This window comes from Janthinobacterium sp. PLB04 (assembly GCF_021165895.1).
Classification (GTDB): domain Bacteria; phylum Pseudomonadota; class Gammaproteobacteria; order Burkholderiales; family Burkholderiaceae_D; genus Janthinobacterium; species Janthinobacterium lividum.
Genome location: NZ_CP088968.1, coordinates 1,969,446 through 1,991,180, shown reverse-complemented (window position 1 = coordinate 1,991,180; position 21,735 = coordinate 1,969,446). Strand labels below are relative to the sequence as shown.

At 61.0% G+C, this 21,735-nt stretch carries 29 protein-coding genes; 10 read left to right on the top strand and 19 right to left on the bottom strand.

The genetic code is table 11. The annotated features are described in order from the left end of the window. Window positions 1–18 precede the first annotated feature (18 nt). The 16 genes from LSO07_RS08690 to LSO07_RS08615 form a co-directional block, all read right to left on the bottom strand. Window positions 19–1,305 (bottom strand): phage major capsid protein, encoded by a 1,287-nt coding sequence (locus tag LSO07_RS08690; RefSeq protein WP_404811482.1) that lies wholly within the window; start codon window positions 1,303–1,305, stop codon window positions 19–21. Further along, window positions 1,302–2,153 (bottom strand): head maturation protease, ClpP-related, encoded by an 852-nt coding sequence (locus LSO07_RS08685; protein ID WP_151093368.1) that lies wholly within the window; start codon window positions 2,151–2,153, stop codon window positions 1,302–1,304. Before LSO07_RS08685 ends, LSO07_RS08690 begins: the two co-directional genes overlap by 4 nt. Then, window positions 2,131–3,444, bottom strand: coding sequence for a phage portal protein (locus tag LSO07_RS08680; protein WP_151093366.1), 1,314 nt, complete (start codon window positions 3,442–3,444; stop codon window positions 2,131–2,133). The genes LSO07_RS08685 and LSO07_RS08680 overlap by 23 nt, the downstream gene beginning before the upstream one ends. 3 nt (window positions 3,445–3,447) lie before the next feature. Next, window positions 3,448–5,136 carry a terminase large subunit gene (locus tag LSO07_RS08675; protein ID WP_151093364.1) on the bottom strand — a complete coding sequence of 563 codons (1,689 nt, stop codon included), beginning with the start codon at window positions 5,134–5,136 and terminating at the stop codon, window positions 3,448–3,450. Continuing rightward, on the bottom strand, window positions 5,133–5,603 hold the full coding sequence (locus LSO07_RS08670) for a terminase small subunit (protein ID WP_151094124.1): 471 nt from the start codon (window positions 5,601–5,603) through the stop codon (window positions 5,133–5,135). The genes LSO07_RS08675 and LSO07_RS08670 overlap by 4 nt, the downstream gene beginning before the upstream one ends. 196 nt (window positions 5,604–5,799) lie before the next feature. Then, on the bottom strand, window positions 5,800–6,117 hold the full coding sequence (locus LSO07_RS08665; RefSeq protein WP_225317223.1) for an HNH endonuclease: 318 nt from the start codon (window positions 6,115–6,117) through the stop codon (window positions 5,800–5,802). Between the two features lie 89 nt (window positions 6,118–6,206). Then, entirely contained in the window at window positions 6,207–8,261 is a 2,055-nt protein-coding gene (locus LSO07_RS08660) for an SGNH/GDSL hydrolase family protein (protein ID WP_151093360.1), read from the bottom strand. Then, on the bottom strand, window positions 8,258–8,446 hold the full coding sequence (locus LSO07_RS08655; protein WP_151093358.1) for a hypothetical protein: 189 nt from the start codon (window positions 8,444–8,446) through the stop codon (window positions 8,258–8,260). Before LSO07_RS08655 ends, LSO07_RS08660 begins: the two co-directional genes overlap by 4 nt. Before the next feature lie 266 nt (window positions 8,447–8,712). Next, complete coding sequence (locus tag LSO07_RS08650; RefSeq protein ID WP_151093356.1) at window positions 8,713–9,324, bottom strand: hypothetical protein; 612 nt, start codon at window positions 9,322–9,324, stop codon at window positions 8,713–8,715. 3 nt (window positions 9,325–9,327) lie between these two features. Further along, entirely contained in the window at window positions 9,328–9,618 is a 291-nt protein-coding gene (locus tag LSO07_RS08645) for a DUF4406 domain-containing protein (protein ID WP_151093354.1), read from the bottom strand. Further along, window positions 9,615–10,223 (bottom strand): hypothetical protein, encoded by a 609-nt coding sequence (locus LSO07_RS08640; protein WP_151093352.1) that lies wholly within the window; start codon window positions 10,221–10,223, stop codon window positions 9,615–9,617. Before LSO07_RS08640 ends, LSO07_RS08645 begins: the two co-directional genes overlap by 4 nt. Further along, window positions 10,220–10,462, bottom strand: a complete 243-nt coding sequence (locus LSO07_RS08635) for a hypothetical protein (protein ID WP_151093350.1) — start codon at window positions 10,460–10,462, stop codon at window positions 10,220–10,222. Before LSO07_RS08635 ends, LSO07_RS08640 begins: the two co-directional genes overlap by 4 nt. Beyond that, the gene (locus tag LSO07_RS08630) at window positions 10,459–11,118 is read right to left on the bottom strand and encodes a hypothetical protein (RefSeq protein WP_225317222.1); all 660 of its coding nucleotides are present in this window, start codon (window positions 11,116–11,118) and stop codon (window positions 10,459–10,461) included. Before LSO07_RS08630 ends, LSO07_RS08635 begins: the two co-directional genes overlap by 4 nt. A 1-nt stretch (window position 11,119) precedes the next feature. Further along, window positions 11,120–12,277, bottom strand: a complete 1,158-nt coding sequence (locus tag LSO07_RS08625; RefSeq protein WP_151093348.1) for a tyrosine-type recombinase/integrase — start codon at window positions 12,275–12,277, stop codon at window positions 11,120–11,122. After that, entirely contained in the window at window positions 12,274–13,062 is a 789-nt protein-coding gene (locus LSO07_RS08620; RefSeq protein WP_151093346.1) for an ATP-binding protein, read from the bottom strand. The genes LSO07_RS08625 and LSO07_RS08620 overlap by 4 nt, the downstream gene beginning before the upstream one ends. Next, entirely contained in the window at window positions 13,046–13,822 is a 777-nt protein-coding gene (locus tag LSO07_RS08615; RefSeq protein ID WP_151093344.1) for a hypothetical protein, read from the bottom strand. Before LSO07_RS08615 ends, LSO07_RS08620 begins: the two co-directional genes overlap by 17 nt. A gap of 257 nt (window positions 13,823–14,079) precedes the next feature. Between LSO07_RS08615 and LSO07_RS08610 the strand changes: the two genes are divergently transcribed. Next, window positions 14,080–14,259, top strand: coding sequence for a hypothetical protein (locus LSO07_RS08610; protein WP_151093342.1), 180 nt, complete (start codon window positions 14,080–14,082; stop codon window positions 14,257–14,259). Here the strand turns inward: LSO07_RS08610 and LSO07_RS08605 are convergent. Then, on the bottom strand, window positions 14,216–14,752 hold the full coding sequence (locus LSO07_RS08605) for a hypothetical protein (protein ID WP_151093340.1): 537 nt from the start codon (window positions 14,750–14,752) through the stop codon (window positions 14,216–14,218). The two genes, LSO07_RS08610 and LSO07_RS08605, sit on opposite strands and share 44 nt — an antisense overlap. Between LSO07_RS08605 and LSO07_RS08600 the strand changes: the two genes are divergently transcribed. Then, window positions 14,751–14,948, top strand: a complete 198-nt coding sequence (locus LSO07_RS08600) for a hypothetical protein (RefSeq protein ID WP_151093338.1) — start codon at window positions 14,751–14,753, stop codon at window positions 14,946–14,948. The genes LSO07_RS08605 and LSO07_RS08600 overlap by 2 nt on opposite strands. Here LSO07_RS08600 and LSO07_RS08595 read toward each other — a convergent pair whose 3' ends face one another. Both LSO07_RS08595 and LSO07_RS08590 read right to left on the bottom strand, forming a co-directional pair. Beyond that, the gene (locus LSO07_RS08595; RefSeq protein WP_151093336.1) at window positions 14,949–15,569 is read right to left on the bottom strand and encodes a hypothetical protein; all 621 of its coding nucleotides are present in this window, start codon (window positions 15,567–15,569) and stop codon (window positions 14,949–14,951) included. A gap of 63 nt (window positions 15,570–15,632) precedes the next feature. Continuing rightward, window positions 15,633–15,854 (bottom strand): helix-turn-helix domain-containing protein, encoded by a 222-nt coding sequence (locus LSO07_RS08590; protein ID WP_151093334.1) that lies wholly within the window; start codon window positions 15,852–15,854, stop codon window positions 15,633–15,635. A gap of 72 nt (window positions 15,855–15,926) precedes the next feature. Between LSO07_RS08590 and LSO07_RS08585 the strand changes: the two genes are divergently transcribed. From LSO07_RS08585 to LSO07_RS08550, 8 genes are all read left to right on the top strand, one after another. Beyond that, window positions 15,927–16,679, top strand: a complete 753-nt coding sequence (locus tag LSO07_RS08585; protein WP_225317221.1) for an XRE family transcriptional regulator — start codon at window positions 15,927–15,929, stop codon at window positions 16,677–16,679. A gap of 553 nt (window positions 16,680–17,232) precedes the next feature. Then, window positions 17,233–17,499 (top strand): hypothetical protein, encoded by a 267-nt coding sequence (locus tag LSO07_RS08580; RefSeq protein WP_151093332.1) that lies wholly within the window; start codon window positions 17,233–17,235, stop codon window positions 17,497–17,499. After that, window positions 17,496–17,792, top strand: coding sequence for a hypothetical protein (locus LSO07_RS08575; protein ID WP_151093330.1), 297 nt, complete (start codon window positions 17,496–17,498; stop codon window positions 17,790–17,792). The genes LSO07_RS08580 and LSO07_RS08575 overlap by 4 nt, the downstream gene beginning before the upstream one ends. Further along, window positions 17,789–18,484 (top strand): hypothetical protein, encoded by a 696-nt coding sequence (locus tag LSO07_RS08570; RefSeq protein WP_151093328.1) that lies wholly within the window; start codon window positions 17,789–17,791, stop codon window positions 18,482–18,484. Before LSO07_RS08575 ends, LSO07_RS08570 begins: the two co-directional genes overlap by 4 nt. After that, window positions 18,481–20,619, top strand: coding sequence for a DNA cytosine methyltransferase (locus LSO07_RS08565; protein WP_151093326.1), 2,139 nt, complete (start codon window positions 18,481–18,483; stop codon window positions 20,617–20,619). The genes LSO07_RS08570 and LSO07_RS08565 overlap by 4 nt, the downstream gene beginning before the upstream one ends. A gap of 174 nt (window positions 20,620–20,793) precedes the next feature. Further along, window positions 20,794–21,177 (top strand): hypothetical protein, encoded by a 384-nt coding sequence (locus tag LSO07_RS08560; RefSeq protein ID WP_151093324.1) that lies wholly within the window; start codon window positions 20,794–20,796, stop codon window positions 21,175–21,177. Further along, the gene (locus LSO07_RS08555; RefSeq protein ID WP_151093322.1) at window positions 21,174–21,464 is read left to right on the top strand and encodes a hypothetical protein; all 291 of its coding nucleotides are present in this window, start codon (window positions 21,174–21,176) and stop codon (window positions 21,462–21,464) included. Before LSO07_RS08560 ends, LSO07_RS08555 begins: the two co-directional genes overlap by 4 nt. After that, window positions 21,461–21,661 carry a helix-turn-helix domain-containing protein gene (locus tag LSO07_RS08550; protein ID WP_151093320.1) on the top strand — a complete coding sequence of 67 codons (201 nt, stop codon included), beginning with the start codon at window positions 21,461–21,463 and terminating at the stop codon, window positions 21,659–21,661. The genes LSO07_RS08555 and LSO07_RS08550 overlap by 4 nt, the downstream gene beginning before the upstream one ends. Window positions 21,662–21,735 lie beyond the last annotated feature (74 nt).

The following is a 21,735-nucleotide window of genomic DNA, read 5'->3' as shown; positions in this document are numbered from 1 at the left end:
AGGCCCGGTGCTGGTGGTTTAGGCTGCGACCGTCAAGGCCTTGAGCACGTCGGGGTTCATCAGGCCGCCACCGACGCGCTTGGTGGTGTAGAAGTGCACGTACGGCTTGTTGGTGAACGGATCGCGCAGCACGCGTACGCCGGCGCGGTCGACGATCATGTAGCCGCGCTTGAAGTCGCCAAACACGATCGGTTTGGAGTTGGCGGCAACGTCAGGCATGCCCGCCATCTCGGCAATGCCGTAACCCAACACCGTCGCAGGGGCGCCCGCTTCGAAGGATGGCTGCCACAGGTAATTCCCCTGACCGTCTTTCAGTTTGCGGACGGCCGCCTGCGTGTTGCGGTTCATCGCCGCACGTGCATTGGCCGTATACTCGCCCGGCAGGGCATACACCAGGTCGATCAGGCCGTCAGCGGTCAGCGTCGCCGCCGCGCCGCTCTTGACGGTCTTGATATCGCCCCAGGGATGGGCCGCCGCGTTGGCGCCGCCGGTGATGTAGGTCAGCAGGCCGTTCGGTTTGTTGACGCCATTGCCGGTCAGGAAGGCAACGCCTTCCTGAATCGAAAACTCGGTTTCGACTTCCGACGCCAGCCAGGCTTCCAGGTTCACCGCGGAGTCGTCCAGCATCTGCTGCGTGGCGGCCGGGTTTGCATACAGCTCGCCGGTGTTGTAGGCCAGGCTGCCCAGCGTCGGGCCATTGGTTTCGGGACGTGCCGCCGTTTCGCCGACCCAGCCGGAACTGGTGCCGCGATTGTTGAACAGCTTGCTGAAACCATTGGTGCTGATGGACTGGATGAAGCACAGGGCGCGCATCGGAGAGACCACCAGCAGGCGGTCGGTGATGGTACGGTCCCACTCTACCGGCGCCAGGTAGCCGCCTTCGCTGGCAGTGCCCTTGTTCAGCGAGGCCTGCACTTCGCCCTTCTTGAAGTGTGCGCTGAAAGCGTCGGTATATTCTTTGTCCTTCAACTGGTTGCCGCCGCCATTCATGGCGGCGGCAACCATGCGCTCGTTGGCCGCATCGACCGATGCCTGCAGCTTGGCAATTTCTGCGTTGATGTTTTCGACTTTCAGCGCCTGCAGGGCATCAGCGTTGCCCTTCTTGACGTCTTCCAGTTGCTTGGTGTGCTCTTCCTTGAACGCGTGAAATGCCTTGTTAAGATCGGTGATCAGGACATTTACGTCACCGTCGGCGCGAACAGCCACAATGCCGCGCGGGATGGGTTGGTTGGCCTGGCCGGCGTGTGCCGCCATGGCGCTTGCGATCATCGCCGTGGCGATGCCGGTCATCATTACTTTTTTCATTTCTTGCCTTTCAGATTGTTGATCAGGGTTTGCAGTGACGCTGCTACTTCTTTAGTGCCAGCGCTCGGCGTGGCGATTTTTCCAGCAGCGCCCGGCATGCCAGAAAACAGGGACTTGATGGCTTCGCGGCGCACCGAGCGTGAATGTCCCGCCCGAGCCATGGCCGCTTCCACCATCGCAAGATATTTCGTGTCGGCACTGGCCTCGGGGTCGTGGCCCAACTGCTCGCGCTCCAGAATGCCGCTGGCAAAGCCTTGTTCGACGGCCTGAGCCGCACCAATCCAGCTTTCTTTGTCCATCATGGCGGCTGCTTCCGCCGCACCCAGCCCTGACCGGGCGGCGTAGACCGAGGCCATGGCCGCATCGAAGGGCGCCAGCTGCTCGGACGCTTTAATCATGTCGTGGCGATTGCCGATCGCCATTGCCCAGGCGTTGTGGATCATCAAGAAGGCGCCGTCCCCCATCAGGATCTCGTCGCCGGCCATGGCAATCACGGACGCCGCCGAGGCGGCGATGCCCATCACCTTGACGGTGACCTTGGCCTTGTGCTCGCGCAGCAGGTTGTAGATGGCCACGCCTTGGAAGAAGTCGCCGCCGGGCGAATTGACGTTGACCGTCACGTCGCGCGCGCCGATGTTGCGCAGTGCGGCGGAAATACGCTTGGTGGTCACGCCCTCGCCGTCATACGACTCGCCGATGCGGTCGTAGATGGAAATGGTGGGGCCGTCGTCGTCGGCCGCTGCACGGATGCCCGGTTCCCAGCGCTCCAGCGCGTCAGGGCGCATGTCAAACTGGATGGCGCTCAGACCGTGCGCGGCGTTGATTTTAGGCAGTTGCAGCAGGCTCATTGGCTTTTTTTCCTTGGTTGGCGGGCGCCCGCAGCTCGTCGGCGCCCTTGTCAGTGGAGCGGGGCAGGTCCTGCAGATCGCGCACTTCGTTTTGTGTCATCCACGGCGCGTGGCCGCCGCTGCCCAGCGCCTTGGTGAAGAATTCGGCTTGGTCCTTCAGGGTGCCGCGCAGCAGCGCGCGCTCGTTGAATTTGGCGCGCAGCCTTTTGTTGTCGTCCTTCGACAGCAGGGTGCGCTCGATGCCTTGCTCCCAGATCGTGAACCAGTGCTGCAGCGAAAACTGGATGAACAGGATGGCCAGCTGCTCGATGCCGCTGCCCCAGGATGTGTCATCCATCATCAGCAGCGGGCGCGGCACGCCCATGGCGCGCGCGATTTCCTCGATCTGGTGATTACGGTTTTCAAGGTGCTGGGAATCCGCAGCCGTGTTGGCAAATTGTTCGGCCTTCAAGCCCTCTTCCAGGATCATCCACTTCCCAGCATTTTCGGCACCGGTCTTGTCGTTGATCGAGTCTTGCAGGCGGCCAAAGGCTTTATCACTGAGCGCGTTGGCCGCCGACAGCGCGCCGCCGGCCATCACGCCATTCTTGAATAGCCGCGCGGCGGCCTTCTCGGCCTGCTGTGCGATGCCGATGGCCTCATGCGCCAAGCGTACGCGGGACAAGCCCGTCACGCCATCTTCTGACAGGTCGCGCAGGTGAAACACTTCTTCTGCCGGCAACGTGATCTGGTGACCATCCTTGCGCGTGAACTTGTAGACCATGTTCCAGCTGTCATCCAGCTCTGCCGTCACGCGCTTCGGGCACATCGGGATCAGGCGCAGCACCTGATTGCGCGACCAGATCACACGGGCGTAGGCGTTGCCGTGCATCATCACGCGCAGCTGCATCAGCGCCTTGAATTCATAGGCGGTCTGCCAGCCGTTCGGTTTAGCCTTCAAAATGTCATACAGCGGGTGCTCGGTGGCATAGCGCTTTTCGTCACCGCGCTCGACCAGGTTGAGCGGCAGCATGCCGATCGATTCCGAGATCAGCGTCACGCAGCGCAGCAGGGCCATGTTCTGCAGCGCCTTCGACGCGTTGACGTAGGCGCCCGAAGCGGTTCCGCTACCGGTGCGCATGAAGGCCAATAGGTCGGGATCGTCCAGGCCGGCAAACAGGTGGCCGGTCGACGCCTGGACGCTTGGCGCTACCGGCGCCGCAGCGGCCGGCGCCGGCTCTACTTCATGATCGGCCGGACGTGACTGTGCCTCCGGCTCTGCTACTGGCCGGAAGAAATCTAAAAATCTCATGGGTTATACAGTCCTTATACCGCGCGATTCATACACCGAACCACCTTGCGCCGGCGGATTCAGTTCCATCAGGGAGACGGCGTCGAATGTCGCCATCAGTGGGTCGATCTTGGCGGACCCAGACGCCTGCTTGGTAATCAAAATGGCGTTGCCTCGTGGCTCGACCTTGGCATTACCCACGCACCAGGCCATCATCGGCTGGCCGCCGTGCTCGATCACGCCCTCGGCCAGCTTGCGCTCGGTGGTCTTGATGGCGCCGCCGAGGCGCCATCCCTGCGAGATGGCGACAATCTTTTCCTGCGGCACGCCGGCCTCGACCATCGCATCGAGAATGGCGCCGATGCCGGCCGAGTCCGCACCCACCTTGTCGAGCAGTCCGGATTGCTCCACTTGCAGCACGGCCGCCGCCACCTGCTCGACGTCTTCACCAATGCGCTCGACCAGCACCAGGTCGCCCTGCTTGGCGAAGTCTTCGAAGCGGGCAGCCTCGATTTTTCGCCGCTCCATCACCGAGGGGTGTGCCCATGCCCTGGTCCACAGGAGCCAGCGGCGCGTTTCGCGCTCGCGGCCGATCACCGCCAGGCCCAGCAAGTCGTCAAGGCCGCCGCCATCGATGCCGACGGTTACCACCTCGCTACGCCCCAGCAAGTCTTCCAGGGTCATCGCCGGGCGCAGGCCCTGCTGCTCCCAAAAATCGGCGCCCGGCCAGCGGTTCGACATCAGCGCCAGGCCGATCTGCACATTCAGGTGCTTGGCGAGGAAGCCGCGAAACTCGACTTCGCCTTTTTCCTGCGCCTGACGGAAACCGCGCTCGATGAATTCCTCGTCTACGGACGTTCCCATATTCGGGTTCGTTACATACGCGTTGCGCACGTCTCGGTGCGCGCCGGCCTTGAGCATGCTTGTCGGGAATTCATACAAAATTGGGTAGCACGCTGGGTCATGGATCGTCCCGTCGCGCACGCCACGCGCGTACAGCAGCCGCGACAGGAACGCGCCGGCCGGCGGGTCATCCGATTGCGTAGTCGCGAAGATCACGAAACCCTCAGGGCGCGAAGCCAGGCCGCCCGTCGCTTCCAGCAGCATGGCGTCGGCGCGCGGGTTTTTGCCGAACAGCCAAAGCTCGTCGATAAACACGCCGATGGCTTTCTTGCCCGACACCGTCTCGCCATCGGCCGCCACCACCTTCAATGTGGCATTGGTGGTCAGGTGGGTGATGGTGCGAATGTGGTCCTGCACCTTCAGCATCACGCTCAGCTCGTCGTCAGCCTTGATCATTGCTGCCATCGGCTTATAACTGTTGTCGGCGATCTCCTTCGTTGGCGCCAGGACGATATACTCCCCTTCCAGGCGCCAGTTCATCAGCAGGGCCGTCAACATGATGCCCGCCGCAATTGTCGACTTGCCGTTTTTCTTGCTGATCAGGAGCATGAATTCCTTGATCAGCCGGCGGCCCGTCTCTGCGTTGTAGGCGCCGAAGATGGCCGCAACGAAATCGAGAACCCACTCGCGCACGACGTCGCCCATGCGCGGGCTGCCCGGCGCATCGACCATGCGTAGTTCTTTAAAGATCGCCAGCGCGGCCTCGGCCTGGTCAGGATAGAGCGGCGGGCACGGCGTCAGCGGAAGGCCCGCGACAATGCGCGTCTCCCAGTCATGACATGCTGTCGTCCACTCTGGATGTGGCGTCATTTACCGCCGCCAGACACCAGGCGCGGCGGTGGGGGCGGCGCGCCGAAGCGGCCGCCAGCGGCCTTCTGTGCCGCATCCAGTTTTTCCTCTTTCTTCCCAATCTCGCCGGGCTTCTTGTGCACGAAGGGCATCAGGGCCTTGGCGGCATCGATGCGCAGCTTCTCGCCCAAAGCAATGTCATTCATCGCCGCCATCAAGAACGTTTTCGGGTCCGTGTGCTGCAGCGCCCGGTTCAAGTCGAACGTGGGGCGCGGCGGCGGTGCGACTGGCGCCACCGCAGGCGCACCAGGTACGGCACTGGCGCGCGCCGCCTTCAGGTATTCGGCCACGGCCGGGTCTTTAACAAGACGCGAGCCAGCAGCTGACGCCGTCGCTGGGCTGTACCCGGCCATAATCGCCGCATCCTTATTGGTGCGGCCAGCCAAAACGGCATCGGCGAACGCACGCTTTTTGCCTGTTAAAGCCATTAACAAAATCCTCAATGAGGGAAAAATTCTGCGCGTGGGAGAGGACGCGGTCTAGGTCGGCGAGGGGTCGGGAACTTTTCGCCCCCCCTCCCCTTATGTTGCTTTTTTGAAAGGTTTCTTTTGATTCATGTTGTTATTTTGCAACGTCAGAAAAATTTCCTCTTTGATACATTTCTTCGTGTTGCTTTGGCGTCATCTATTCGCCGCGCCGTTGGGCCGCCTCTTCGCGCTGCTTGTCCGCGCTGTGGTGCGTGCCGCAAAGCGACTGCCAGTTGGCCTTATTCCAGAACAACGCCTGGTCGCCACGATGCGGCTCGATGTGGTCGACCACGGAAGCCGCGGGAACAATCAGGCCCAACTCCGCGCAGCGCAAAATGGCCGTGCTGGGCGCCATGTCGCGAATGGGAGCATAGGCAGGGTCACGCAGGCAGTACACGCACAGCGGGTGGCTGCGCAAGTAACCGGCGCGCGCCTTCTGCCAAGCGTAGCCGTAGCCGCGCTTGGTACTGTTCATTTGATCGGTGCGCCATGAGCCTGGCTGCATGATCGGACTACGGATCGCAGTCGCTTGCAAACGTGGTCGCAGAGCCTGCAGACGAGCCATCAGGCGAATCTCCGGGCCAAAACACGCCCAACGTCTAAGCATGCAGTGGCGAGGGCGGGAACAGTCCAGCTGACGCTTACAATACTGCTGGAAAACGCGCCTGCCACAGCAACACGGCGCGTGCGATCAATCTTCCATGGTGTAAGGGTATGTCCTGGGAGGCGGCCAGTGCTGGTATCTCCCGCAATTGCCGCACCGAATTTATTCCCTGCGACCAGATGCTGATCATTGAAACCGACCGTCAGCCTGATCAACCCATCAGGGTTCCCTGAGCCTGGCGTAGATGCCGCTGATAACAGCAGGGCCATCCCATACTCAAGAGAGTCGCCGTCGACCATAGATGCGTGGAACGAGGCAGTGGAAAGCGTCACAACAACAGCAACAGCACCTGGCGCCGAATTGTCGACAATGACGCGCTGAGCATTGCCGAGCGAGTCGCCATGGACTGCCTTCGAGCGCTGAACGATGCCAGCCTTCACGACAGTTGCGGCGCTTCCGCCTGTGGTTTTCAGCTCATAGGTATCGGCCACCTCGGCGCCGGCAGCGCCCGCCAAGTTCTGGAAGGTAGCAGCGCCTACCGCAGTACCGCCCACATCCCGCTTCATCAGGGGGTTCACGGGCAAATAGCCCTGAGCCACATTAAGAGAGGCGGATGCGGGCAGGAAGTCGGCAGCAGGAATACTTCGCAACGAACGTGCGATTCCGCCACCCAGGACCGCAGCACCTAAAGCGACCGGGTGAACACCATCAGCGCTGATGGTTTGCGTAGCAGTGGCGATGTACGCGTCGGCAGTCGCTGAGGCTGGGTCGGCATACGTCATGCCACCCAGGTCGGCTGCGGTCATATCCACGAAATCAGCTCCAATAGTGGAGGCGTACGCGCGGCGCCATTCGTTGACCTGTCGCCAGACTGCAAAGGCACCAGCAGACCAACCCGTTGCGGTGCTGCGGCGTGGCGGCACGCCGAGCAGTACCAAACGCGCGGCACGACGCATTATCTTCAGGTTGAAGATATCGGATGCCTTAATGCGCTCAAATCCCCAGCCGCGCGAGTAGATGTCATTCATGCCTGGGCCGTAAATCGCGATATCCGAATCTACCCAGTCGCGGGCCAGCACCTCCCCGATTTGCTCGGAATCGCCGCCACCAATCGCCGCATCCACTGACAAGACAAAACGCATGCCCTGTTGGGCGAATGCCTGGCTGATATGGCTGGTGGAAGACGTAGAGTAGCGACGGTACAGGTTTGGCTTATCGCCGATCACCCCGTTTCCCCGCCCGGCTGGGCACGTGTATTCCACCCACATGCGAGCTGGGTCAACGGAGGTAACAACGCCGGCCATAGTGTTGCATTCACGGATAGGCGCTGCGCTGGCCCGAACTTCATCGCCTGGCCAGTACGAACCACCAGGAAGCGCCGCATCAAAAGTAATGCGGGCGATACCAGGCGCGACCATCGTTGCGCCGTTCCCCGTGGACGCATTCAATATGTCCGTGGTCGAATCGCCGGCTATCGCCAGCCGTGGCATGCCGGCTACCTGCCGTAGCGATACGACTCCATTTGGGCCAGCCAGCCCTGCCATATTGCCTGCTGCATCATAGGCAATTTGTGGCGCTGCTAGTGATGCAGACTGAGGGGCGGCGGTGACGCTCCCGGACGTACAGTTCACCAAGAAGCGTTGCTGTCCAGAAAATGGACCAATTGGCGCCAACTTCCCATCGCCTACTACCCATGATTGCACTTGCGTGAATCCATCAACGGGGTCAAGCCGATGCACCCTTCCTACCGATCCAGCTCCACCACTTACGTTTAATACCTGGCCTTCTGGCAATACAAGTCGTGACTGTTCAGCTGACAGGAGTGAGAGAGACCCTACGGCAACTTGCGGCGACTGCAGTGGCAGCCCAGGACGCGGAAGGAAGTATTCAAAGCCACCCGCTAAGTTCGCCGATGCTTGGCCCGCCTCGATCATGGCAGCCTCGGTGCTTGCGTCAAATGTGGCAATAGCCCCGACCGGGCGTTGGGCGTAAGGCTTCAGCAGGCGAACGGTCATGGAAGTGGCTTTCTTTCAGTTGGTTTTACTTGTGGCACAAGGGCGGCCGTTGCACTGGCAGATAAGCCCGCCACGCCGTACCCGTTGGCGCGCAAGATTTCCTTGGCGCGCTCGGCATCGACCACATGCTCGACGATCAGGCCGAGCGTCTTGCCGTCGGGCTCGCCCACTGCGCGGATGATCATGTCTCGGTAGTGGCGCGGGTTCATGCCAGGTAAAAGACGGCAGCAGCCGTCAATCCGATAGAAACAACAACAGCAAGGCCAACCACCGCCAAGAACCGAAGGCATTGGGAGAACATCGGCACCTCAAATAAAAAGGCCGCTGTCGCACGGAGCGGTCAGCAGCTAAAGCCCAGGGAAAGGCGGAGATCTGAAATGCAAAAAGCCCGCATCTGTGAAGAGGCGGGCTTTTGTTTAGGCGTGCGAATACCGCCTATGGATGAATCATATCAGAAGAGTACGGCGGTGCACACATTATTTTTAAGGCGCATGGTGAGATCGCCACGCGCCTCCATCGCAACGTCGGCAAATACTGCGTTGGGGAACCGCCATGGCGTAGCCTGACTACACAGCTTGTAGATCGCCCAGATGTGAATGCGCGCCATACTGTCGATCATCGCGTCGGTTGCCTGGGCGATGCGCATGTCGTTCGCCTGCTGGGCCTCATGTATATCCATGCCGTGCCCATCGCCCTCCCCTCGCAAGCCACGCATGGTCTTGGTGCCCAGGTCGCGATCGGCATCACCTGCCATCCAGGCCTTCCACAATTCCAGGCAAAGGTCGAGCGGATCAGGGTCGGTCCATGCCGTGAGGCGCAGCGCCGGAACTGTCGGCGTCAAGATTGGCGCCGATGCTACCGCCTCCACCTCGACGAAAGTGATATCAGCCACTGGCGCGCTCTTGCCGGCCCATCCCAGCGTAATTTTTTCTCGTTGCATTTCAATCCCTGTTTGGTGGTGCTGGAAGTGTTCTAACCGATGATTCACAATAATCATGAACATGAGGAAATATGCGGCGTTGCGGGGTGGTCTTCGCCACTTTCCCGCCAACGTTTTTGCCATTTCCTATGCTGCGTGCAGCGTCACCGCCAGGCTCAACTGCGTGGCGATGTGATGCTCAAGCGTCGCGCCGCGTGACACTTCCCACCCGGGCAGCAGGTGAATGCGGTCACAGGTAACCAGCTCGGCGATATCGCGGCGCATGCACGCCTGCCACGAAGTGGTCTGATCCGGATTCACCTCGGCAGGGTTGATCACGGTGTGGCCCTGGGCGCGCAACTCAGCGGTGGCCGCGTGGAATGCAGGAAAATTGAGACCGGGAAGCCCAGTCATCGGGCCGGCGATGTAGATTTTCATTCTGTATATCCCTTCGTGGCGGACAGCACAGCGCGGGCGAACTTGACCACGTTGCCGTCACTGATAGGGCCAAGGATGCCGACTTCGCGGCCAAGGTCGAGGATGGCTTCGGCACTGAGTCCTGGGGTTGCAGGTGCGGGAAAATGAGTCCGGCGCAGATCGAAGGCAAAAGCCCCGATGCGTTTGGCCAAGCCCTTGTCCGCCCGGCCACCGGCCAGCAGGCCGGCAGCAGTCGTAACATCTGTCAGGAACTGCGTCATCGGCACGGTCAGCGTCGGCCGAGCGCCGTCCGCCGCACAGGTAGGGGCGGCCTTCGACGGCAGTGGTATCCAATGCGATGGGCCGCCCGGTGCGTCTTTCGCGTGGTTGATAAGCCAGGTCACGCCATCGTTTGTGTCGATAAATTGCCATGGAAAAGGCAGCCCAGCGATGTACTTCGCTTGTGACACGCCGTCTTCGCCGAAACGGATAATGATGTTGCTGCCATCACGCGGCGCACTGGCAATAGGCTTCCAGCCATCCGGCACGGCCATGTGCTGCGGCGATGCGGCGGCCGAAAGTGGCGCAGCTTGCTCCAGCGCGTCAATACTGTCGTTGTTGATCATTCTGCTTGCTCCATGTAAGTGATTTCACTGGGTTGGCGCGGTGTCGCGTCGCCCATCAGGTAAATAATTGTCGAGATCCCGCCGCCCAGCACTTGGGGATACATGCTGTGCAGGTGGTGCTGCTTGCCGTCGAACAGCACGGGCTGGCAGGTGTAGAGCGCGCGCAGCAGGGCGCGGTCACGCTTGTACGCCGCCTCGGCTGGCGTTTCCAGCGCCGGCGCGGCGCTCCTGGCGCTCAAGGCGTCACCCGTTTGAATTCGATCACCCACACCCAGGGGTTGTCGGCCCAGGCGCCGGCGCCATTGATGTGGTCCCATAACGCCGCGTACATGCCCTTGGCCGTCGGCCCACAGCAACCGATCTCTTCGCACGACAGACGAACGTGATCGCACGGCTCAGCCTTGACGCCCTCGGCCAAGGCGTCTGCCTCGCTGCAGTCGTTCAGCCGCTCGACGCGCACGCTGACGATCTCCAGCAGGATGCGGCTGGCGGCGCGCGGCATGTGGATGCTGGGCGTCCAGCGCGCAGGTTTCCGTGTCGGCTGCCGCTGCGGGAGCTTGGCGCCATCAGCGCGGAAGACAGGCCATTCCTCGTGCCCGTCATCATCCAGGCAGAACGTCTCGCGCACCCAAATGCGGTTACCTGGCTGGCCGTGAGGGCAAGCGTCATCGAAAATGCCGGGATGCTTCTGAAAACCATCCTCGACGCGCATCATCGACTGCGCTGCATTCGAGGGCCACCAGTGCTTGCCCGGCTCTCCAGGAATCGGCACCGGCTGCGGCTTCATGATGCGCCGCGTCTGCTTCTTGCTGCCGTCGAGCAGCGCGCGCACCATTGGCGCACTGAACAACATCGGACCCTCCTTCACTGTCAGCTTGCCGCTTTTCTCTTCCAATTTATTCTCCTGGGGTTGGTTCGGCTGGCGTCGATTTCGCGCCCGAATTGCCATCAACTGATGACTGATGATAATCATGAAGGTGCGTATCCATGCGGGTTTGCTGGGTGCTTCCCGCCACTTTCTCGCCACGCCCAAAACCGATTTTCTCGGCGATATCGTTCTGCGCCTGCGCTGCCGTCTCCCGGTTTTTCTCCAGGTAGGCCATGGTCGTCATCGGCGACTTGTGGCGCATCACCGCCTGGATGGTCTGAATCGGCACCCCCTGCTCCGACAGCATCGTGGCGAACGTGCCGCGCAGCCTATGTGGAGTGATGCCCTTGATCTTGCAGCTCAAGTTGGCGGACTTCATGGCCTTGCGCGCGAAGCCGGGAGGGTGCTGCTGGGCGCCGCCGCGCTTGCCGGCGATCAGGCCCTCCACTTGGCGGTGCGGTGCCAGCTGTTCGACCAGCCATGCCGGTACAGGCACGGGCTCGGCCTCGCGGCCCTTGGTGATGCCGGGCGTGTAGGTGGCGCGCTGCCAGTCCAGCCATTCCCAGCGCGCGCCGGCCGCCTCGGACTCGCGCAGGCCCAGGCCGAACATCAGGCGAATGGCCGTGGCCACCGACGGGTCGGCGCGCGTGACCTGGTCGACCGCTGCAAACCATTCGGCCACGGCGGCGATAGGCAGTATCGAACGTGGGCGCTTCTGCACCTTCAGCATGCGCACCTGCCAGGGGATCGACCTGATCAACTCGCGCTTCACTGCCCAGTTTGCGATCAGCTTGAGCACGCGCAGCCAGTGGTTTGCGCTGGCCGGCTTGTGATCGACCAGGTGCAGGTTGCGCGCCAGCTCGACGTGGCTGGTGGTGATCTGGTTCAGCGGCAGGTCGCCCAGGTCGTAAAAGTGCAGCCGGGCGGTCGTCTCGACGCTGCGCTGGTGTGCGGCGCTGCTGATCGGGCCATTCACCTCCAGCCACTCCTTCGCCATGACCGACAGCGTGGGTACGACTTTGCCGCCATTGGTCAGGATCAGCGCCTCGTCGTACGCGCGCTGCGCCACCGCGTTGGCTTTCGCCTTGCTGCTCTCGCGGGTGCTGCGCTGCACGCGCGCGCCGGCGATCTGGAAGCGGTAGTGGTAATTCTTGGCCTTGCCGGCCCGGAACAGGTGGAAGGTCATGCCGCCACCCGTCCGCGATACGATTCCCAGTCGAACACAACCCACTGGCCGCCCTCGCGCAGCCGGTCAAAACTTCGATCGCCCAGGAACGTTTTCAAGCCGCCCTTGCCTTGATTCGTCAGCAGGATGGTCGGCATCAGCGCGCGGTACCGCTTGTCGATTATGTCGAACAGGTTCACTTGCTCGGCCTCGGTGCCGTACTGCACGCCCACCTCGTCGAGCACCAGCAGGTCCACGCCCGCCAGCATGTCGAGCACCTGCGTTTCGGTGCGCTCGGAATCGCGGCGCCAGGTATTGCGGATCATCCGCACGGCATCGATGGCGCTGGTGTAGAGCGCGGTGTGGCCCACCATCACGGCCTGGGCGATGGCGATTGCCAGATGGCTCTTGCCGGTACCGGGCACGCCCGAGAACACAATCACGGTACCGCTGCGGCGGTGCGTCTCAAAATTGGCGGCAAACTCCATGGCCACGCACAGCGCCCGCTCCTGTGCATCGTTTTCGACGACGAACGATTCGAATGTTTTGCGGCGGTACCGAACAGGGATGCCGGCCTGGTTCAGGCTGGACTCCAGTCGGCGCTGCGCCTCTGCCACGGAACGGGCCGCTTCTGCCTGGCCCTTCTCTGCCTGGGCCTGCTTCGAGCATTCCGGGCAGCTCATCCAGTGCACCACGCGGCCGACGGAGAATCCCTTGGCCATGTAGGCGCCATGCGTTTCGCATGAAGCTTCGCGCTCGCTCTGCGCCACCGTCACGGCGGCAAGGCGGTTAGGCAATTCGGCCATTCTGTATCCCTTCGTGGTAGTCGATTTTGTCAAAATTGCTGTGCCGCGATGCCTGCGGTGGGCCGGCGCGCTGGGCGTTTCCTGCCGGCGGCAAAACCCATTCCGCCTTGAACCCCTGCCAGCCACGGGTGCAGCACAGCGCCAGTGTCGAGTCCAGGGTCATGCCCGCCGTCTCTGCCTCACGCTTGATCGAGTCCAGGGCGGTCTTGCTCACTGGCGCCTTCTTGGTCTTGCGCAGTGCAAGCCAGTCCGCCGCCGTTTGTTGGGTGACACCTGACGCGACCAGATCCGCTTGTGCCGAATACTTCGGCGCAGCCGCAGCGGCCGGCACGGCCGTATGATCTTTGTTCTTTTCTGTATCTGTATCTGTATCTGTATCTGTATCTAGGGCGTTACTTTTCTGTTGCGGTAACGTTACACCGCCGTTTCGTGCCGCTTCTTCGGCTGCTTTCTTGGCCGCCCGGTGCTTCGCCACCCTCTGTGCACTGGTGTCTGAGCTGAATTGGCGCTTTTCCCAGTTCAGCAATTCCCACGCCTCGTTGATGAAACCTTTCGCGACGAAAAGCGCCTTCGTTTCTTCGAGTTGCGCGGCGTCGATACGCAGGTGAAACGCAATCTCATCTTCCTGTAACGTTACAAGCGCGTTACTGCAACGCATGCACATCAACATGACGTAACGACGCTGCATTACCTCGGGCAGCATCTGCACCTTCGGATCGTGCGCGAACTCGGAATACATGCGGAACCAGGGGTTGGACATTATTCCCACCCACCCCGTCCGGCATCGACGGCGCGTATCGCATGCGCCCAGTCGTTGTTCAAACTCATGTCCAGCCTTCCATCCAGCCGTGAATGGGGACGGGGCGTGACCGGCGGGCTGGATTCGCCAGGTCGCAGCTGCGCAGCCGCTGCCCCGTTTGAAACTTGTTCCGGCGAAAAACCGGCAATTGGGCGAGTAATTCCTGCCGCGTGTTAAATTGCCAATTCCACTCAACAATTTTCGGAAAGGAACTACCCATGGATAAAGCGCTTGCGCTGAAGGAAGCCGGCAAGGCACTGGAACTTTTGATCGTTAATCAGCCAAATCTTTTCAGTAGCCCTAACACTGTTGGCAATAATCACGGAGCCGTCTTGGCCGACTATTGCCACAACTTCATGGAGCAGTATGCGAAGCGCTTGATTGCCAGGGCTGAGTAAGCGATATCCCGTTTACTGCAGCTGAAAGGTCGCGTGCAGCATTTGCAAGCTCATCTGCATTGCTGCCCGCTCTCGCCATAACGCACAGGGCATCCACGATCTTGCCTCGCTCTACGATGCGTCCGGCGCGGTCCGCGCGATCCCATGCATCAAGGGCGTCGGCAAGTTCGGCCTTGAGCAGCTCGACCTTGACCACCGCCGCATCGATCGAGATGGTGTCCACCTCGATCGACAGGCTGGCGATCGTGGCCGAGGCCTTACTCGTCGGCGCCAACTCGTCACGCACGTCAGACGGATAAGGAAAACGCTTCAGCTTGCCCATGAGCTGGCGGCAAGCATCTTTCACTTGCTCGTCGCTGTATGGTTCGAGCTGATCGGACCAGGTCTTTACCAGCGCCATGTAATCCTCGCGGCCATCAATACGGCCAGGCATTGGGAAGACTCTGGCGAAATGCTGCAAAATTTCAATCATCAACGGAGTAGTAATTGCCATGACACATCCTTTAAAAAAAGTTTCAGTTGTTGACCTTCAAACCGCGTTTGCAGAGGCCGTCGAAAAACTGACCGATAGAAAATGCAGCATCGAAATCAGAGAAATTGACTTCCAAGAACCAGCAGGGGATCGCGCGGTCCTTTCGATGCAATTCAAGTTCGTGCTCGATCTAAAAGACTGCGAAACACCCTTCTGACTACGCTTTCTCCCTCGCCCCTCGCCCTGGATGCAGCACACGCTGCAGCACGTCCCTGGTGCGAGACATGGCCCGGCGCGCGCCAGTGAGGATGCGGACAATGCGCGCCTTCTTCTCGGCTGCTCGTGCGGCCTTGCGCAGCGCAATCTCGTAATTGGCTTGCGTGGGTGCGGCCACGACGGCGGCCAGCGATGCCAGAGCGTCAGCATCGGCGCTGGCCAGGTCGCAGATATCGCCCAGGTCCAGGCCGCCTTCGTCTTGCGTCTCAATGGCGCGGACGCACAGACCAAAGCGGCGCAGCATCTCATTCAGGCAGTGCACGCGCGCGTCGTCGGGCATGCCGGCCAGGATCGAGAAAACGAAGTTCGCCGGCAGGAAATTGGTGTCCTTGGTTTCGTCGTCGAGCCAGCGCAGCACGCGGTCGCTGTTGTTCTTCATGCGCTGGAACTCGTCCGTGTGCGCATCAAAGCGGATACCGGTCACGGCCGGCCCGCCGACTTGCGCATGCACCGCGACGATCATGTCGATGGCGCTTGCGCTCGACAGCCCCGCGGCGCGGCGCCAGGCGGCCACGTGCTCGCGCAGAATGCCGATCAGGGTTTTGTGCGACTCGTTACGCATGCTTTTTCCCGTGAGGTAATTTATGCTGGGTGAATGGACAATATTGCAAAGCTAGAAAACGATTTAACAATCAGCGCCGGGCGCTGGCGTCGGTGCAACAGCCAGACCGCACAGTTCCTTGTGAAGCGCCATCAGCCGAAGACCAATGGTCAAGGTCGGCCGCCGCCCGCGAATACCCCTTGAAAACGCGCTGATTGCCGCTTGACTGCACGGAACTCTGTCCGCAAGCGCCTTTTGGGTGAGCCCAGTAGCGAGCAATTCTTCGGTAATTTTTTTGGTATCCATGCCTCATTATCACGGTTGTGTTTGATTTGGTCAACACCATCGTGTTTAATTTTTGTATTACATTCGTGATATATGAAGAAACTAGAACACCGCTTGGCTTGGGCCAGGGAACAAAAAAAACTGACGCAGGCAGAGCTGGCGAAACTCGCGGGCGTATCACAGTCGACCATTGGGAATTTGGAGGCAGGTATTCGCTTCAGCGCACGACGTATTGCTAATATCGCAGACGCCCTGGGGGTATCAGCGATCTGGCTGGCAGAGGGCATTGGCGAAATTCGGCGGTCAACGGCTACGGAGCAAGATATCGACGTGCTAGATTACCGATTAGACCAAGCACGTACAGAGGCCATTACTGCCGCCAATCCTGAATTCAAGCGCGTGAAGTTGAGCAACCCCGACGGCGCTGGACTCGTCCATATTAAAAAAGTAAAGCTTCGTCTATCTGCTGGGGTCACAGGATTCATCGCAGATCCCGACTTTGAGGACGCTGGAACAGTAACACTAGATCCAGCATGGGTTCAGAAACAAGGACTTGTACCTAGTCGACTTGTCGCCACGACGGTAAAGGGTGAGAGTATGGAGCCGGCGCTTTACGAAGGAGACGTGGTCGTCATAAATACTGCGGCCACAGATCCGGTGGATGGCGATGTGTTCGCTGTGAATTATGAAGGTGAAGCTGTGGTCAAAAGACTGACGCGAGATGCTGGAGAGTGGTGGCTCACATCCGATAATTTAGACCAAAGAAAATTCAGTCGTAAATTATGTCGGAATGGCGACTGTATAATTGTAGGTAAGGTAGTTCATCGACAAGGGAACAGGATATAGACATGAGAATTATTGGCTTCATCCTTCTAACTATAGGTTCCGTCCTGGCTCTTTATGCCCTTACGATGGACGTTACCGTTACTGTAGGCCGAGGTAGCGATTTGATTGGCGTGGCAAATATTGATCGGCTCTCGCAAAGACTGAATTTTGTAATTCTCGCTGGTGTCTTAGCAGTAATTGGGGCACTCTTCACTGGCTTCAGTTCCCTACACCCATTGCCCGAAGAGGCCGCTGAGCACAGCGAAGATGTGCCAATCACACAACCGCGACTGGCCGATGCCAGCGGCGAAGTATCCGTGAGGATTTGCCCTTATTGCAAGCACATGGGTGATGGAAATGCGGAAAGCTGCGCCCGCTGTGACACACAATTCGCACCCCAATAGCTCGCCTTTAGTCTGCAGCCCGGTTTACCGGGCTTTTTTTTCAACCTTACGCTGAAAAAATCACGTGATCGCCTCGCCACAACAAAAATAAACACAAATGTGTTTGACTTCATGAAACACGTTTGTGATAATCACTCCATCGACGCACCACCTCAACCGATGGAGAGAAAATGTCACACGCCGCCAGCCATGCCGACCTACACAAAACGCACGCCGCTATCCCATTTCTGACCGGCACCGCGTCAGCTTTGGCAATCGATGCCATCGCCGACGGTCTGCTCGACGCCGAACTGTGGCCCGAAGACGGCGAGCTCGTCGCCGAGATCCGCGCCATGTTCATGCACAACTGGGGCATGGACCAGGCCCAGGCCGACGCTCGCATGTCCCGCCTCAACTTCAAGGCCGCCCTCGCCGCTCTGGAAGGCGGTGCAGCATGAAATTCAAGATCAACATCTACCTGCTGATCGCCGTGGCCATCATCGGCACCATCACCGGCAGCCTGGCAATGACCCTGGGCGAAATCGAGCCAGCGGCCAGCGCCGCCATCATCCTGGTGTCCGTGCTTGTCTTGGGCTGGGGCGCCGGCAGCGTGTCGTCGCAGGCCGAGATCGACCGCCTCACCAGCATTGAGACGGCCCGCCGCATCCAGGCCAACTGCGCCATCATCACCCGCACTCACCTTGAGCGCGATCTCCAGCAACTGCTGGATGTGAAAGGCGGTGCACTGTGAGCGCCGACTGCACCGAGGAGCGCTTCCTGCGCGACGTCGCCGAGCATGCGATGACCGTGATCCGCGAAGATGGCGTGAGCCGACATGTCCGGTTCGCCAAGCCGGGCACGAGCTGCATGCACTTCGACCTGATCACATGGCCCGGAATTCTCTGCTACACCGGCGACATGGGTACGTACGTGTTTCAGCGCACGACCGATATGTTCGAGTTCTTCCGCCATGATCGCGCATATAACCAGTCACGCGGCCGGGCACTGAGCATCAATCTTGGCTACTGGACAGAGAAGCTGATTGCTATTGATGGCGGCCGACACGGCGGAAAGGTGAAGGAGTTCGATGACGAAAAGTTCAAGCGCGTCATCAACGAATACCGCGTGGGCTGGATGCGCGGCGCCAAGGAGCGCGGCACGCTCGATAAGGATGGCAGGCGAGAGCTTTGGGAGGCGGTTGAGGACGAGGTTATGGGTGCGCTGGAAGATGGCGGCGACCGTGCACAGTTCGCCGCCTTCGATTTTAGCCATTCCCTTTCTCACACCACCGCCCGTGGCAGCTGGCAGTTCGATGATCTGTTCGAGCACGATTTCACCGAGTACACGCACAGCATCGTCTGGTGCTGTTACGCGCTTGCCTGGGGTATCGAGAAATACGACCAATCGAAGGCAGCGATAGCGCCTGAAGGGGTAGCAGCATGAAGCGCGACGCCTTCACCATGTCCCTTGACCTGGGCAATGAGCTGATCATCGACAACTTCGCCGGCGGCGGCGGTACCAGCACCGGCCTGGAGCAGGCATTCGGCCGCCCAGTCGACATCGCCATCAACCATGACCCCGAAGCGCTGGCTATGCACGCGGCGAACCACCCGCACACCACGCACCTGTGCGAGAGCGTGTGGGACGTCGATCCGATCAAGGTGACGGGCAATCGCCCCGTCGGCTTGGTGTGGCTGTCGCCGGACTGCAAGCACTTCAGCAAGGCCAAGGGCGGCAAGCCCGTCGAGAAACGCATCCGTGGCCTGGCATGGGTGACGCTGCGCTGGGCGGCCAAGTGCAAGCCGCGCGTCATCATGCTGGAAAACGTCGAGGAATTTAAGACGTGGGGCCCGCTGCTGGTCGAAGCCGACGGCAGCGCCAAGCCGGACCCGGCCAAGAAGGGCAAGACCTTCGACAGCTTCATCCGCCAGTTGCGCGCGCACGGTTACACCGTCGATTACCGCGAAATGCGCGGCTGCGATCACGATACGCCGACCATCCGCAAGCGGTTTTTCCTGGTGGCGCGCCGCGACGGCATCGCCATCAAGTGGCCAGAGCCGACACATGGCGCGCCTGACAGCATCGGTGTACGCGCCGGCAAGCTGCTGCCGTACCGCACAGCCGCCGAGTGCATCGACTTCAGCCTGCCATGCCCATCGATCTTCGAGCGCGACAAGCCGCTGGCACCAGCCACGCTGCGTCGCATCGCCAAGGGCATCATGCGCTATGTGGTCGACGCGGCCGATCCGTTCATCGTCGGCGCCGGCGGCCCAGCACGTGCTGGCGAACCGCGCCCGACGGCCCGGCCGTTCGGCACGCTGCTAGCTCGCAACGACAGCTATTTCTGCGCACCAACCATCGTCCCGGTCACGCACCAGGGCGGCGACCGCACCGAATCCATCGGCGAGCCATTCCGCACCATCACTGGCGCACACCGCGGCGAGAAGGCGCTGGGCGTGGCCACGCTGGTACAGGTGGGCTACGGGGAGCGCGAGGGCCAGGCGCCGCGCGCGCTGGATATCGAGAAGCCACTGGGCACGGTGGTGGGCGCGGCCGCGAAGCATGCGCTGGTCGAGGCTGAGCTTGCGCCTTTCGTCATGACCAATACCACCGGTCACCTTGGCGCTGCCGCCGACATGCCGGTACCGACCATCACCGCTGCTGGAAATCAGGCGTTGGTGTCAGCTGTGCTGGTCGATGCAGCGCACGGCGAGGTGTCGCCCAGCGGCGTAAAGCGCTGGGGCACGGGTGCGCACGACGTCGAGGCGCCGCTGGGCACCGTGACGGCCAGTGGCAACAAGGCCGTAGCCACGGCCTTCCTGGCCAAGCACTACACCGGCGTTGTGGGTTCCGACCTGACCAATCCTATCGGCACGGTCACCGCATGCGACCACCACAGCCTGGTGACGGCTTTCTTGACGGAGCACGCCAACGCGAGCAATCAGCGCGTGATGCCGGCCGACGAGCCGCTGCGCACCATTTGCGCCCAGGTCAAGGGCGGCCATTTCTCGATGGTGTCGGCGCACATCACCAAATTCCGCACCGGCGCCACCGGTAGCGACATGAACACACCGCTGCCGACGATCACGGCCGGGCCGAAGGAAAAGCCCGCCGGCGCGCCGCATGCGCTGGGCATCGTCACCAGCAACCTGGTCAAGCTGCGCGGAACAAGCACGGCGGCCGGTACCGACGAGCCGCTGGGCACGGTCAGCGCCGGCGGCCAGCACCATGCCGAGGTGCGTGCGTTCCTGCTGAGTTATTACGGTACCGACCAGGCGCCGGAGATCGACGGGCCACTGGCCACCGTCACGAGCCGCGACCGTTTCGGTCTGGTGACGATCCACGGCCAGGACTATCAGATCGTGGACATCGGCTTGCGCATGCTGCAGCCGCGCGAACTGTTCCGAGCCCAGGGCTTCCCCGACGACTACATCATCGGTGACGACCCGACGCAGGGCCTGAAACTGACGAAGAGCGCCCAGGTGCGCATGTGCGGCAACTCGGTCTGCCCGCCCATGGCCAAGGCGCTGATCCTCGCCAACTTCGCGCATGAGCGCGAGATTGCGAGGGTCGCATGATGTACGACCTCGCCCGCGTCGAACGCCAGCACCAGGCAAACAACAAGGGGCCTGTGTATTCGCTAATCCGAAAGCGCTGCGCCTGCGGCAAGGCCACCACCGCGCGCCAGCTGGCCCAGTACGGGCGCTGCGTCAAGTGTGAGCACAAATCTACAACCTCACTTGGGAGATGACATGGGAGCATTTTGTGTATTTGGCATCAGTCGCGGCGTCTGCAAAGCAGCGGCATCGAAGAAAACGCCCTTTGGAGAAGGGGAAGGCGCGGACCGCCGCAATTACTCCCCCGCAGAATGGGGGGGCAAGCGGGACGCCCTGGCGGAAAAGATGTTTAAGGATGCTACGAGGCGCGTGAAAGTAAGCCCTGAACTGGATACGCCACAGTTTTGCGCCGACTGGCTGGCGATCAGCCCCGGCGAAGTTCGAGAAGCAGTGATCATGGTGCGCGGTCCGAAGGTCGACAAGAGCGGCAGTGTCGTGAAACGTGGCGGCGCGGTGGTCGAGACCTGGCTTGAATATGCTGCTGAATGCGCGCGGCGCAATATTCCGGTGGCCGTATGACGAAATGCATCACAAGCGACAAATGGCGTGGCGAGCGCGGCGAACCGGTCAACCCATCGACCGTGCGCTTCAAAGCGCAGGAAGCGAACGCGCCCAGCTGCGACGGCTGCCTGTTCGAGCGCTCTGTGGGCGTGTGCTCGACGGCCGCTGCGCTGGCCGTGGCCAACAACCAGCCGGACTGCGACGACCGCTCGCCGGGAGGCATGACCTACATCTATGTGCTGGACCACAGCGACCCGGGCCAGCTCGACCTTATCAAGACCCTGCAAATGGAGAACGCATCATGAACACTACGCCACAACCTGTCGAACAACGCCTGTACAAAATCAGCAGCGCCATGGAGCGCCTGGAGGTATCCCGCGCCACACTGTACCGCATGGTGTCGCGCGGCCAGCTGGTCCTGGTCAAGATCAGCATCGGCGCAAGCCGAATCACGTCGGAAAGCCTGGCTTTGGCCATGAGAGGAAGAAAGCCGGGCGAATAAAGGCCGTGTATGATGCGGCAAGAAGCGCCCCAAAGTGGCTCATCAACGATTTGTAGCTAGATTTGTAGCTAGAT

Coding starts and splice junctions, on each gene's coding strand:
- LSO07_RS08550 (WP_151093320.1), top strand. CDS start 21,461: ATGAACACTACGCCACAACCTGTCGAACAACGCCTGTACAAAATCAGC.
- LSO07_RS08595 (WP_151093336.1), bottom strand. CDS start 15,569: ATGCGTAACGAGTCGCACAAAACCCTGATCGGCATTCTGCGCGAGCAC.
- LSO07_RS08590 (WP_151093334.1), bottom strand. CDS start 15,854: ATGGATACCAAAAAAATTACCGAAGAATTGCTCGCTACTGGGCTCACC.
- LSO07_RS08665 (WP_225317223.1), bottom strand. CDS start 6,117: ATGAACAGTACCAAGCGCGGCTACGGCTACGCTTGGCAGAAGGCGCGC.
- LSO07_RS08585 (WP_225317221.1), top strand. CDS start 15,927: ATGAAGAAACTAGAACACCGCTTGGCTTGGGCCAGGGAACAAAAAAAA.
- LSO07_RS08610 (WP_151093342.1), top strand. CDS start 14,080: ATGGATAAAGCGCTTGCGCTGAAGGAAGCCGGCAAGGCACTGGAACTT.
- LSO07_RS08680 (WP_151093366.1), bottom strand. CDS start 3,444: ATGAGATTTTTAGATTTCTTCCGGCCAGTAGCAGAGCCGGAGGCACAG.
- LSO07_RS08605 (WP_151093340.1), bottom strand. CDS start 14,752: ATGGCAATTACTACTCCGTTGATGATTGAAATTTTGCAGCATTTCGCC.
- LSO07_RS08660 (WP_151093360.1), bottom strand. CDS start 8,261: ATGACCGTTCGCCTGCTGAAGCCTTACGCCCAACGCCCGGTCGGGGCT.
- LSO07_RS08625 (WP_151093348.1), bottom strand. CDS start 12,277: ATGACCTTCCACCTGTTCCGGGCCGGCAAGGCCAAGAATTACCACTAC.
- LSO07_RS08580 (WP_151093332.1), top strand. CDS start 17,233: ATGTCACACGCCGCCAGCCATGCCGACCTACACAAAACGCACGCCGCT.
- LSO07_RS08575 (WP_151093330.1), top strand. CDS start 17,496: ATGAAATTCAAGATCAACATCTACCTGCTGATCGCCGTGGCCATCATC.
- LSO07_RS08600 (WP_151093338.1), top strand. CDS start 14,751: ATGACACATCCTTTAAAAAAAGTTTCAGTTGTTGACCTTCAAACCGCG.
- LSO07_RS08565 (WP_151093326.1), top strand. CDS start 18,481: ATGAAGCGCGACGCCTTCACCATGTCCCTTGACCTGGGCAATGAGCTG.
- LSO07_RS08620 (WP_151093346.1), bottom strand. CDS start 13,062: ATGGCCGAATTGCCTAACCGCCTTGCCGCCGTGACGGTGGCGCAGAGC.
- LSO07_RS08675 (WP_151093364.1), bottom strand. CDS start 5,136: ATGACGCCACATCCAGAGTGGACGACAGCATGTCATGACTGGGAGACG.
- LSO07_RS08645 (WP_151093354.1), bottom strand. CDS start 9,618: ATGAAAATCTACATCGCCGGCCCGATGACTGGGCTTCCCGGTCTCAAT.
- LSO07_RS08560 (WP_151093324.1), top strand. CDS start 20,794: ATGGGAGCATTTTGTGTATTTGGCATCAGTCGCGGCGTCTGCAAAGCA.
- LSO07_RS08555 (WP_151093322.1), top strand. CDS start 21,174: ATGACGAAATGCATCACAAGCGACAAATGGCGTGGCGAGCGCGGCGAA.
- LSO07_RS08670 (WP_151094124.1), bottom strand. CDS start 5,603: ATGGCTTTAACAGGCAAAAAGCGTGCGTTCGCCGATGCCGTTTTGGCT.
- LSO07_RS08685 (WP_151093368.1), bottom strand. CDS start 2,153: ATGAGCCTGCTGCAACTGCCTAAAATCAACGCCGCGCACGGTCTGAGC.
- LSO07_RS08615 (WP_151093344.1), bottom strand. CDS start 13,822: ATGTCCAACCCCTGGTTCCGCATGTATTCCGAGTTCGCGCACGATCCG.
- LSO07_RS08690 (WP_404811482.1), bottom strand. CDS start 1,305: ATGAAAAAAGTAATGATGACCGGCATCGCCACGGCGATGATCGCAAGC.
- LSO07_RS08655 (WP_151093358.1), bottom strand. CDS start 8,446: ATGATCATCCGCGCAGTGGGCGAGCCCGACGGCAAGACGCTCGGCCTG.
- LSO07_RS08640 (WP_151093352.1), bottom strand. CDS start 10,223: ATGATCAACAACGACAGTATTGACGCGCTGGAGCAAGCTGCGCCACTT.
- LSO07_RS08650 (WP_151093356.1), bottom strand. CDS start 9,324: ATGGCAAAAACGTTGGCGGGAAAGTGGCGAAGACCACCCCGCAACGCC.